Here is an 11612-nt window from a genome sequence, read left to right on the forward strand (position 1 = left end):
TTGCATGTGTTAAGCACGCCGCCAGCGTTCGTCCTGAGCCAGGATCAAACTCTCCAAACAATGTCTGGAAACAATCCCAACAAAAATCCATCAAGCAAACAATCACTTGACGAGGTGTTGCATGAAAATCATGCACTGGCTTTTAACACACTGTTGAGTTCTCAAGAAACGGACGCGTACATCCGCACCAAAATCTCTGGGAGACCCCGGTGCGCGAGGCGCACATTTCATTTCCTTCAGTTTACCAGATCCGGACGATCCTTGTCAAACCGCCCGATCCGGGAGCTTCCGGACTTGCCTCTCTTCGAGGCAACCCTGCTAACTTACTCCAACTTTCGGCTCTTGTCCAACCGCGCGGCTGGAGTCGCCCGAAAGTCGGGGTTCGTTCACTGGGATGTCAGGACCAGATCGGCCCCGCGTTGAAAACTGTAGCAGTCCCGCGGGCGTGGAAGGTCCATCTTCGGTAACGAATGGACCTTCCCCTCGTGCGGACTGTTCAAACCCCGAGGGCGGCGAGCTGGGCCTCGAGGCGCGCAATGTCCGCGTCAGCCTGCTCTGCCCTGCCCCTGACCTTGGCCACCACGTCCTGCGGCGCCTTGGCCATGAACTGCTCGTTGCCCAGCTTGGCGGTCGCCTGGGCGGCCTCCTTGCGCGCGACGGCCAGATCCTTCTCCAGCCGCTTGCGCTCGGCCACGACGTCGATGGCGCCCGCGGTGTCGATCTCCACGGTCACCTCCCCCACCGTGAACCGCGCGGTCGCGCTGAACGACTCCTCCGGCTCCGTGAGCCGCAGCAGGGCCCTGATCGCGCTCTCCTGGCCGGCCAGCGGCGTGCCGCCCAGCCCGAGCCGCGCGGCCACCTTCTGGCCCGGCTTGAGCCCCTGGTCCGAGCGGAACCTGCGGACCTCGGTCACCAGCTCCTGCAGCGCCTCGATCTCCGCCTCGGCGCCGGCGTCGGCGTAGCGCGGATCGGTCACCGGCCATGGCGCCACCACGAGAGACTCGCCTCCGGTGACGGCCCGCCACAGCTCCTCGGTCACGAACGGCACCAGCGGATGCAGCAGCCGCAGGATCGCGTCGAGCACGTGGCCGAGCACCAGCCTGGTGTGCTCCAGCCCCTCACCGAGCTGGATCTTCGCCAGCTCCAGGTACCAGTCGCAGACCTCGTCCCACGCGAAGTGGTAGAGCAGGTCCGAGGCCTTGGCGAACTCGAACTCCTCGAACGCCGCGTCGGCCGCCGTGATGACGGTCTGCAGGCGGGACAGGATCCACCGGTCGGCCGCGGTCAACTCGGCGTCGTCGAGCGAGCCGACGGCCGCGCCGTTCATCAGGGCGAAGCGGGTGGCGTTCCAGATCTTGTTGCAGAAGTTGCGTGAGCCGGCCGCCCATTCCTCGCTCACCGCCACGTCGGCGCCCGGGTTGGCGCCGCGCAGGAGAGTGAACCGGGTGGCGTCGGCGCCGAAGCGCTCGATCCAGTCGAGGGGGTCGACGACGTTGCCGAACGACTTCGACATCTTCTTGCCGTACTGGTCGCGGACCATGCCGTGCAGGGCGACCACGCGGAACGGCGGCTCGCCGTCCATCGCGTAGAGCCCGAACATCATCATCCGCGCGACCCAGAAGAACAGGATGTCGTAGCCGGTGACCAGCACCGACGTCGGGTAGAAGCGCTCCAGCTCGGGAGTGCGGTCGGGCCAGCCCATCGTCGAGAACGGCCACAGCCCGGAGGAGAACCAGGTGTCGAGGACGTCGGAGTCCTGGGTGTAGCCCGCCGGCGGCTCCTCGTCGGGCCCCACGCACACGACCTCGCCGCCGGGCCCGTACCAGACCGGGATGCGGTGGCCCCACCACAGCTGCCGGGAGATGCACCAGTCGTGCATGTCGTCGACCCAGTCGAAGTAGCGCTTGGCCAGCTCCGGCGGATGGACGCGGGTGCGCCCGTCGCGCACGGCGTCGCCGGCGGCCTTGGCCAGCGGCGCGACGTTCACGAACCACTGCAGCGAGAGCCTGGGCTCGACCACGGTCTTGCACCGCGAGCAGTGGCCGACCGAGTGCACGTAGGGGCGCTTCTCCGCGACGATCCTGCCCTCGGCGCGCAGCGCGGCGACGACGGCGGGGCGGGCCTCGAAGCGGTCGAGCCCCTCGAACGGCCCGTGCGCGGTGATGACGCCGCGCTCGTCCATGACGGTCAGCGACGGCAGCGAATGACGCCGGCCGATCTCGAAGTCGTTGGGGTCGTGGGCGGGGGTGACCTTGACCGCGCCGGTGCCGAACGCCGGATCGACGTGCTCGTCGGCGACCACGGGGATCATGCGCCCGGTGAGCGGGACCTCGACCATCGTGCCGACCAGGTGGGCGTAGCGCTCGTCCGAGGGGTGCACGGCCACGGCGGTGTCGCCGAGCATGGTCTCGGCGCGCGTGGTGGCCACCACGATCTCGTCGGAGTAGCGGATGGAGACGAGCTCGCCCTCGTCCTCGCTGTGCTCGACCTCGATGTCGGACAGCGCGGTCAGGCAGCGCGGGCACCAGTTGATGATCCGCTCGGCGCGGTAGATCAGGCCCTCGTCGAACAGCTTCTTGAAGATGGTCTGCACGGCGCGCGAGAGGCCGGTGTCCATGGTGAAGCGCTCGCGCGACCAGTCGACGCCGTCGCCGAGCTTGCGCATCTGGCCGAGGATCCGGCCGCCGGACTCCTCCTTCCACTCCCAGACCCGCTCGACGAACGCCTCGCGGCCGAGGTCGTGGCGCGACTTGCCCTGCTTGGCCAGCTCGCGCTCGACGACGTTCTGGGTGGCGATGCCGGCGTGGTCCATGCCGGGCAGCCAGAGCGTCTCGTGGCCGCGCATGCGGGCGCGGCGCGTCAGCGCGTCCTGGATGGAGTGGTCGAGGGCGTGCCCGATGTGCAGCACTCCCGTCACGTTGGGCGGCGGGAGGACGATGCTGTACGGCTCGCGAGAGCTGCCCGGGTCGGCACGGAAGTAGCCTTCGGACACCCAGCGCTCGTAGCTACGGGTCTCGACGTCGGCCGGGGTGTACTGGGTAGGCAGCTCTGGCGTTGTCACAGTGACCAATTCTAGGGAGACGGGAAAGCGGAACGCCCCATGGTTGGTGACCACGGGGCGTCCGGATGAACAGGTGGGCCGCTCAGGCCGACTTCTCGCGTGGTGTGCGCTGCTGCTTGGCGGCGAGCTGGTCACGCGGGACGAGCGTCGGGATCGCGTGTTCCAGGACCGACTCGCGGGTGATGACCACGCGGGCCACGTCTTGCCTCGACGGCACCTCGTACATGACGGACTGGAGCACCTCCTCCAGGATGGCGCGCAGTCCGCGGGCGCCGGTGCCGCGCAGGATGGCCTGGTCGGCGATGGCCTCGAGGGCGCCGTCGGTGAACTCCAGCTCCACACCGTCGAGCTCGAGCAGCTTGCGGTACTGCTTCACCAGCGCGTTGCGCGGCTCGGTGAGGATCTGGATGAGCGCCTCGCGGTCGAGGTTGTGCACCGAGGTGATGACCGGGAGCCGGCCGACGAACTCGGGGATCATGCCGAACTTGAGCAGGTCTTCGGGCATCACGTCGGAGAAGACGTCGACCGTGTCGACCTCTTCCTTCGACCGGATGACGGCGTTGAAGCCGATGCCCTTCTTGCCGATGCGCGACTCGATGATCTTTTCCAGACCGGCGAACGCGCCACCGCAGATGAACAGCACGTTGGTGGTGTCGATCTGGATGAACTCCTGGTGCGGGTGCTTGCGGCCGCCCTGCGGAGGCACCGATGCCGTGGTGCCCTCCAGTATCTTCAGCAGCGCCTGCTGCACGCCTTCGCCGGAGACGTCGCGCGTGATCGACGGGTTTTCGCTCTTGCGAGCGATCTTGTCGACCTCGTCGATGTAGATGATGCCGGTCTCGGCCTTCTTGACGTCGTAGTCGGCGGCCTGGATGAGCTTGAGCAGGATGTTCTCGACATCCTCGCCGACGTAGCCGGCCTCGGTCAGCGCGGTGGCGTCGGCGATGGCGAAGGGCACGTTGAGCATCTTCGCCAGGGTCTGCGCCAGCAGCGTCTTGCCCGAGCCGGTCGGGCCGAGCAACAAGATGTTGCTCTTGGCCAGCTCCAGACCGTCGTCTCTGCCCCGGTCACCGGACTGCACCCGCTTGTAGTGGTTGTAGACCGCCACCGAGAGGGCCTTCTTCGCCTTGTCCTGACCGATGACATAGGCGTCGAGGAACTCGTAGATCTCCCTCGGCTTGGGCAGGTTGTCCCACTTGAGCTCGGAGGACTCGGAGAGCTCCTCCTCGATGATCTCGTTGCAGAGATCGATGCACTCATCGCAGATGTAGACGCCTGGACCGGCAATGAGCTTCTTGACTTGCTTCTGACTCTTTCCGCAGAAAGAGCACTTCAGCAGGTCTCCCCCGTCGCCGATGCGTGCCACCCCAGATACTCCTTTGCGTGGGACCGCCCTGCTTGCTCACGCGAGCAGTGTCTCCGGACATTCTCCGGACTAGGCCGAACCGCTCAGGTTTCGACGTTACCGTCTTCTGGGCCCTCAGTGAGCCCCCTAGCGGCGAGTCGCACCGGAACGTGCCCTATTGGGCAGCGCTCCGGCGCGTCACGTCTCGTCTAGGAAGCTACGGCCTGAGCCCGTTTCTTCCTGGACGGGATGATGTCATCGATCAGACCATACGCCTTCGCCTCGTCCGCGTTGAGAATTTTGTCGCGTTCGATGTCTCTGCGGACTTCGGCGGAGGGCTTGCCGGTGTGCCGGGCCACGATGTCCTCCAGCAGCGTGCGCATGCGCAGGATCTCGCGGGCCTGGATCTCGATGTCGCTGCCCTGGCCGCCACCCTCGGTGGACGGCTGGTGGATCAGCACCCGGGCGTTGGGCAGCGCGAAGCGCTTGCCCGGGGTGCCGCCCGCCAGCAGCACGGCCGCGGCCGAGGCGGCCTGGCCGAGGCAGACGGTCTGGATCTCCGGCCGGACGAACTGCATCGTGTCGTAGATCGCCGTCATGGCGGTGAAGGAGCCACCCGGCGAGTTGATGTAGATGCTGATGTCACGGTCGGGATCGAGCGACTCCAGCGTGAGCAGCTGGGCCATCACGTCGTTGGCCGACGCGTCGTCGATCTGCACCCCGAGGAAGATGATGCGGTCCTCGAAGAGCTTGTTGTACGGGTTCATCTCCTTCACGCCGTAGGACGTGCGCTCGACGAAGGAGGGGAGAACGTAACGGCTCTGGATGTTCATGTCAGCTCCCCCTTAGGAGACCGGGCCCGCGGAGGGCACCTGCCGCGCACTGCGCACGACGTGGTCGATGAAGCCGTAGTCCTTGGCCTCCTCGGCCGTGAACCAGCGGTCACGGTCGGAGTCGGCCTCGATCTGCTCCAGCGGCTGCCCCGTGTGGAAGGCGATCCGCTCGGCCAGCGTCTTCTTCACGTAGAGCATCTGCTCCGCCTGGATGGCGATGTCGGCGGCGGTGCCACCGATGCCACCCGACGGCTGGTGCATCATCACCCGGGCGTGCGGCAGGCCGTAGCGCTTGCCCGGCGCCCCGGCGGTCAGCAGGAACTGCCCCATGGAGGCGGCCATGCCCATCACCACCGTGGACACGTCGTTGGGCACGTATTCCATCATGTCGTAAATCGCCATGCCCGCACTCACCGAGCCCCCCGGCGAGTTGATGTAGAGCGTGATGTCCCGCTCGGGGTCATCGGCGGCGAGCAGGAGGAGCTCGGCGCAGATGCGGTTGGCGATCTCGTCGTTGACCTCCTGCCCGAGCACGATGATGCGCTCGCGGAGCAGGCGCTGGTAAAGCTGGTCCTCAAGCCGGAAGGACGAGCCGTTCTCACGGCCTCGCGACTCAGGCTGATAGAAGGTCGGCGGGCTGGTCACAGCGTCACCTTCCGATGCGTCGTAATCGATTGGCTTTGCTTGTGACCTTAACGCGCGCCACCCACAGCTCATGCCCGCTCACCCGGGCTGTTCGCTGACGGCGCATGTTCGGGCGAATGTACGGCCGCAGCTCTTTGCGGGGTTATACAGCTTTCGTCCGGGAAAGCGCGCCCTCTCTGGAGCGCTGAAAGGGCGGTCCCGCGCCCGCGAACGGGTTCCGGGCCGGAGGTTCGCCGTATCGCCTCCGATCCCCTCAGAAGCCCGCTGAGCGCCCCCAGCGCCGCGTAGCCGGCGCCAAGGGCGAGCCCGCGCGACGGAGGCCGGCTCGGGAACGACGAAACCCCCGGACACCAGGATCCGGGGGCTCGCGGGTGGTTCGGCGGAAGCTTACGCCTCGGCCTTGTCGTCGGCCTTCTCCTCGGAGGACTCGTCCTCCTCCTCGACGGCCTCGGCACCGTTGATCTCGGTGTAGATGGCCTTGAGGTCGACCTCGTTGCCGTCGCTGTCGACCACCTTGGCGGCGTCGCCCAGCACCGACTTGGCCTTGTCGCGGACGATCTCGACCATGGCCAGCGTGAGCTGGTCGTTGTCGGCGAGGTGCTTGGCCAGCTCGTTGGGCTGGACGCCCATCTCCATCGCGCGGCGGACCACGAAGTTGGTCAGCTCCTGCTCGGAGACGCCCAGCTCCTCGGCCTTGACGATCTTGTCGAGCACGAAGCCGACCTTGATCGCCCGGGCGGAGTTGGTCTCGAACTCGGCGAAGCGCTCCTCCTCCGTCGTCTGGTAGAGACGGAAGAAGGCGTCGCGGCTGAGGCCGCTCTCGGCCACCTGGTGGTCGAGGTTGTGCTTGCGGGCGTCGACCTCGGCCTTGAGCGCGCTGTCGGGCAGCGGGATGTCGATCTTGTCGAGCACCGCGTCGAGCGCGTTCTCGCGGGCCTGCACGACCTGGTCGATCAGCTTGTTGCGGCGGGCCTGCTCGCGGATGCTGTTCTTCAGCTCCTCCAGCGTGTCGAACTCGCTGGCCAGCTGGGCGAACTCGTCGTCGAGCTCGGGCAGGACCTTCTCCTTGACCGACTTGACGTTGATGATCACGTCGGCCTCCTCGCCGGCGTTCTCGCCGCCGACGAGCTCGGTCTTGAAGGTCTTCTCCTCGCCCGCGGACATGCCCTCGAGCGCGTCGTCGAGGCCCTGCAGCACGGAGCCGGCGCCGACCTCGTAGGAGACCTCGTTGGCCTGCTGCTCCTCGATGTTCTCGCCGTTGATCTCGGCGCGCAGGTCCATGACGACGAAGTCGCCGCCGGTCGCGGCGCGCTCCACGCCGGTCAGCGTGGCGAAACGCTGGCGCAGGGCGTCGAGCTGGCTGTCCACGTCCTCGTCGGAGACCTCGGCGGAGTCGACCGTGACCTCGACGCCCGCGTAGTCGGGCACCTCGAAGTTGGGCCGGATGTCGACCTCGGCGGTGAACTCGATCTGCTCGCCGTCGTCGATCCTCGTGACCTCGATGTCGGGCTGGCTGACCGGGAAGACGTCGACCTCGTCGACGGCCTGGCCGTACAGCTTGGGCACGGCGTCGTTGAGGGTCTCCTCCAGCACTACCGCCCGGCCGAAGCGCTGCTCGATGATGCGGGCCGGAACCTTGCCAGGCCGGAACCCGGGGACGCGCACCTGCTGCGCGACCTTCTTGTACGCCGCATCCATGCTCGGGCGCAGCTCGTCGAACGGCACCTCGACAGTGAGCTTGACCCGGGTCGGGCTGAGCTCCTCGACAGCGGTCTTCACGGGAATGGTCTCCTTGATCAAGCTACGAGTGATCGCGGGCGCGTCCATCGGTACGGCTCACGCGCCGCGCCCACATAAAGCGCTGGGCATGCTCCGCCACGGCGGGTTCCAACGCCGATGGCCAGTCTAGGGCAGATGCGTACCCAACCACGACGCCGCCGCGTTCAGAACTCGTCCGCGATCGTCCTCAACAGCTCGATCGTCTCATCCGGAGTGGTGCTCACGGCGCACAGCCGCTCCATCACCTCGGTGTATCGGTCCACGTCCTCACGCTTGTCAAGGTAGAGCGCGCTCGCCAGCTGTTCCACGTACACCACGTCGGGCAGATCGCTGTCGGGGAAGCGCAGGATGCTGAACGCGCCGCCCTCCGCGCTGTGCCCGCCGAAGCTGAACGGCATGATCTGAATCGTGATGCTGGACTGGCGCATCAGGTCGATGAGGTGCTCCAGCTGGGCCCGCATCACTTCGGCGCCACCGATCGGCCGCCGCAGCGCCGCCTCGTCGATCACCGCCCAGAAGATCGGCCCGTCCGGCCTGTCCAGCATCCTCTGGCGCTCCAGCCGGAGATCCACCCTCCTGGCGATCTCCTCCGCCGCGATCCCCGCCGAACCGGCGGTCACGACGGCCCTTGCGTACTCCTTGGTCTGCAGCAGTCCCGGCACGAACTGGACCTCGTAGGTCCTGATCCTGGCGGCGGCCTCTTCAAGGCCGACGTACGCCTGGAACCACGTGGGCAGGACGTCGTTGAACCGGTGCCACCAGCCAGGCTCGTTGGCGGTGGTCACCAGGTCGAGTACGGCGGAGCGGGCCTGGTCGTCGACGACCCCGTACAGGGTCAGCAGGTCCGCCACGTCGCGTTCTTTGAACCCCACCCGGCCGAGTTCCATTCGGCTGATCTTGGACTCCGACCCCCTGATGAGGTGGCCGGCCTCCTCACGAGTGACGTTCTTCGCTTCCCTGAGCTTGCGCAGCTGGGAGCCCAGGAGGATGCGCAGCGCCGTCGGCCCGGAACCCGGCTGGTTCTGCGTCACTTTGCCTCCTATCAAGGTCCGCACACACAGTGACACCACATTGCCGGGTATGACAAGGTCTCAACCTCGTGTCCGATTCGGATACCTATGCGCCAAAACGCCGCTTGCTCCTGCACATTGCAACTGCACGTGCATTTGGGTCTTGCAGGTGCAGCGTTCGTAACCCATGATGGCTTAGTGCATATTGGGTCAAACATGCACTAACCAAGGTTGAACGGGGAGGTATCAGCGGCATGGTGGAGGATCCTCTGGCCACTGCCGACTGCCTCCAGATCACGCGTGACGTGGGCTTCGACCGTCTGCTCATGGGCGGTAAGCCGGGCACGACCGCGTGTCCGCTGCCTTTCCAGGCCGACTCGGTCAAGACCGCCAGGGACGTGACCCGCTCGACGCTGCGCGCGTGGGGCCTGCACGATCTGAGCGACGACGCCGCGCTGGTGGTGTCGGAGCTGGTGACGAACGCGGTCAGGTACGCGATGTACGCCGCCGGGCGTCGTGAGATCGAATTGTTGCTGATGCGGGTCGCCCCGCACGTACTGCTCGCGGTGGCCGACCCCAGCGACGAGGTGCCGCGGCCCAAGGAGCCCGACTTCATCTCCGAGAACGGGCGCGGCCTCTACATCGTCGAGACCTACAGCCAGTGCTGGGGATGGGACCCGCTGGCCCGCGGTGGCAAGGCCGTCTGGGCGCTGTTCCGCGCCGACGGCTGAGGCCCGCTCGCTTTCACGCCGGCGGCTGAGGTCCGGTCGCTTTCAACCCATCGTCCTCGCGTCAGCCGCCCCGCGTCCTCGCCTCAGTCGCCCGTCGCGCCGTCGATCCGCTCGCGCAGCAGATCCGCGTGACCGTTGTGCCGCGCGTACTCCTCGATCACGTGCACCAGGACGTAGCGGTGCGAGCACTCCCGCCCGTTGCGGTCGCCCACCGCGTCCAGTGACTTGGCCGCCGAGATGGCCCGCGCCCGCTCGATCTCCTCCTGCCACACCTCGAACGCCTCCTTGACCGAGGCGGTGTCCACGTCGTTGAAGTCGGCGTCGTTGTCGCGGTCCTTGTCCCAGAGCTTCGGCAGGTCCTCGCCGTCGAGCACGCGGCGGAACCAGGACTGTTCGACGTGGGCCATGTGCCTGACCAGGCCCAGCAGGGACAGGGACGAAGGCGGCGCCGAACGCACGCGCAGCTGCTCGTCCGACAAGCCCGCGCATTTGAAGGCCAGGGTCGCGCGGTGCCATTCGAGCCAGTTGCCGAGCACGGTTCGTTCGTCACCGGTGAGGGGAGGGGGAGTCCGGGTGTCTTTCACGGAGCCCGACCCTACCGGCGCCCGTCCGGTGTTCCGCCTGGAGGATGCGGGAGGCCTCGGCGCGTACGGTGTCGTCCCTGACGTTGGCCACGAAGTCCTCCGGGGTGTCCCCGCACACGTGGCGCAGGGACGGGGAAGCCTCCAGGAGGGACTGGACGAGGGCTCTCTGGGACGTGAGGCGGCGCGGCCGGCCGTGGCCGTCGGCGACGCAGCCGTGCCTGCCCTCGTACACGAAGACCCCGGTCAGCGGCGCGCCCGCGGCCACGACGACCCGGGCGGCCAGGGGGCGGCGTACATAGTTGGGCTCGGTGAGGTCGAGCGCGGCGAGCTGCTCCTCGTCCAGCCAGAGCACGAAGAGCCCGGCGGTCTCGCCGGGCGCCGCGATCGGCGCGGCCGGCACGTAACCCCACCTGCTCACGTGCGCGGAGACGCCGGGGACGACGCCGGTCACGTCCGCGGCCGTCATGGGGACGAGCGGGCGTACACCGTGATCGCGGAACTTCGCGCGCAACTGGCCGGGGGCGGCGTTGGAGCCGACCGCGACGACGCGGTGGCGGCCGCGCATCGGCTCGGCTCCCTCGCGCGCGAGCAGCGCGCCGAGGCTCACGCCGTCCGCCCGCCACCGGTCCCGCTCGCCGCCCTCCACTCTCAGCGGGACGTACGCGTCGTCCATCAGAACGCCCGAGCCGGCGGGGACGCGGCCGGGGTAGGTGAGCGGGCGGGCCATCGGATCATCGGCGAAGAGGTCCACGGCCCCACCATGCCCCACCCCGCCCACCCGTCCTGTGACCGGCTCGTCCCGCGACCGGACCACCGGCCGACTCACCGGCCGACTCACCGGCCGTCTCCCTGGCCGCCTCACCGGCCGGAGACCGCCGCCCACAGACGCGCCGTACCGTCCCTGCGCCCCCAGGCGACGACGGCGCACAGCACGAGCACGGTCAGCGGCAGGAAGACGCCGCCCCCGGACACGAACGCCTCGACCAGCGCCGCGCACGCCGTCAGCGCCACGAACGCCAGCCCCGCCACCCCGGCCAGCCGCGGCACCAGCAGCGCCACCGCCCCGGCCACCTCCAGCGCCCCGGTCAGGTTCCTGAACCAGCCGCCCCACCCGATCGCCGCGAACGTGGACGCGGCCGGCTCGGCGTTGCCGAACTTGCCCAGGGCCGACATGAGGAAGAACCCGGCCAGGACGATCTGCAGCCCCCACAGGGCGATGTTCCCGACCCGGCCGATGGCGCCGCGTCGCGTCGAGGTAGTCATGCTGTGCCGCCTCCTGGATGATCGAACGGTGCTTCCGACGCTAGGAGAGCGGCCCCCTCCCCCACCATCGGGCCAGCTGCCGTACCGACCTGTACCTAGGTGCACCCGCGCGGCTGGAACGCCGAAAGCTCGCCCCGACCTGTGGTGTACACGTCTGAAGTCGGACACCTGGGACGCTTACGAACCACGAACCACGAGCCAGGGCCCTGGGAACGCAGAAGGCCCCTCCCGGACGGGAAGGGCCTTGTGGGTTGGTCGGGGCGACAGTGTGCTGGTTCAGGACATAGGAAACCCATGTCGCAAGACATAGGAAACTTCAACAGAGTGTGTCTCGGGACATAGGCAACCATCGCGGTCATGA

Annotated in this window: 10 protein-coding genes and 1 rRNA gene; 1 reads left to right on the forward strand and 10 read right to left on the reverse strand. The window is 67.7% G+C overall.

Annotated elements, in window-relative coordinates:
• From B0I32_RS55520 to B0I32_RS55550, 7 genes are all read right to left on the reverse strand, one after another.
• Positions 1-60 (reverse strand): 16S ribosomal RNA (locus B0I32_RS55520); the annotation flags it as partial.
• A 436-nt stretch (positions 61-496) separates the two neighbouring features.
• Positions 497-3061 carry a valine--tRNA ligase gene (locus tag B0I32_RS55525; protein WP_342751859.1) on the reverse strand — a complete coding sequence of 855 codons (2565 nt, stop codon included), beginning with the start codon at positions 3059-3061 and terminating at the stop codon, positions 497-499.
• An 82-nt stretch (positions 3062-3143) separates the two neighbouring features.
• The gene (clpX, locus tag B0I32_RS55530) at positions 3144-4427 is read right to left on the reverse strand and encodes an ATP-dependent Clp protease ATP-binding subunit ClpX (protein WP_106253530.1); all 1284 of its coding nucleotides are present in this window, start codon (positions 4425-4427) and stop codon (positions 3144-3146) included.
• A 188-nt stretch (positions 4428-4615) separates the two neighbouring features.
• Positions 4616-5239, reverse strand: a complete 624-nt coding sequence (locus B0I32_RS55535; protein WP_106253532.1) for an ATP-dependent Clp protease proteolytic subunit — start codon at positions 5237-5239, stop codon at positions 4616-4618.
• 12 nt (positions 5240-5251) lie between these two features.
• Positions 5252-5884 carry a ClpP family protease gene (locus B0I32_RS55540; RefSeq protein ID WP_106253533.1) on the reverse strand — a complete coding sequence of 211 codons (633 nt, stop codon included), beginning with the start codon at positions 5882-5884 and terminating at the stop codon, positions 5252-5254.
• Positions 5885-6271: 387 nt separating this feature from the next.
• Complete coding sequence (gene tig, locus B0I32_RS55545; RefSeq protein ID WP_106253542.1) at positions 6272-7663, reverse strand: trigger factor; 1392 nt, start codon at positions 7661-7663, stop codon at positions 6272-6274.
• Positions 7664-7827: 164 nt separating this feature from the next.
• Entirely contained in the window at positions 7828-8694 is an 867-nt protein-coding gene (locus B0I32_RS55550) for a helix-turn-helix domain-containing protein (RefSeq protein ID WP_106253535.1), read from the reverse strand.
• A gap of 233 nt (positions 8695-8927) precedes the next feature.
• Here B0I32_RS55550 and B0I32_RS55555 point away from each other — a divergent pair, with 233 nt between their 5' ends.
• Positions 8928-9404: an ATP-binding protein gene (locus tag B0I32_RS55555; protein ID WP_106253536.1), complete on the forward strand. Its 477-nt coding sequence runs from the start codon at positions 8928-8930 to the stop codon at positions 9402-9404.
• A gap of 83 nt (positions 9405-9487) precedes the next feature.
• Here the strand turns inward: B0I32_RS55555 and B0I32_RS55560 are convergent, their stop codons facing one another.
• From B0I32_RS55560 to B0I32_RS55570, 3 genes are all read right to left on the reverse strand, one after another.
• Positions 9488-9988, reverse strand: coding sequence for a DinB family protein (locus B0I32_RS55560; RefSeq protein ID WP_181308936.1), 501 nt, complete (start codon positions 9986-9988; stop codon positions 9488-9490).
• Entirely contained in the window at positions 9951-10739 is a 789-nt protein-coding gene (locus B0I32_RS55565; RefSeq protein ID WP_106253539.1) for a hypothetical protein, read from the reverse strand. Before B0I32_RS55565 ends, B0I32_RS55560 begins: the two co-directional genes overlap by 38 nt.
• Positions 10740-10846: 107 nt before the next feature.
• Positions 10847-11251, reverse strand: coding sequence for a DoxX family protein (locus B0I32_RS55570; protein WP_106253541.1), 405 nt, complete (start codon positions 11249-11251; stop codon positions 10847-10849).
• Between the last annotated feature and the right edge of the window lie 361 nt (positions 11252-11612).

This window comes from Nonomuraea fuscirosea, assembly GCF_003001935.1.
Lineage (GTDB): Bacteria > Actinomycetota > Actinomycetes > Streptosporangiales > Streptosporangiaceae > Nonomuraea > Nonomuraea fuscirosea.

Excerpts from the sequence above, each read along its gene's own strand:
- B0I32_RS55535 (WP_106253532.1), bottom strand. The coding sequence starts at position 5,239 with ATGAACATCCAGAGCCGTTACGTTCTCCCCTCCTTCGTCGAGCGCACG.
- B0I32_RS55555 (WP_106253536.1), top strand. The coding sequence starts at position 8,928 with ATGGTGGAGGATCCTCTGGCCACTGCCGACTGCCTCCAGATCACGCGT.
- B0I32_RS55570 (WP_106253541.1), bottom strand. The coding sequence starts at position 11,251 with ATGACTACCTCGACGCGACGCGGCGCCATCGGCCGGGTCGGGAACATC.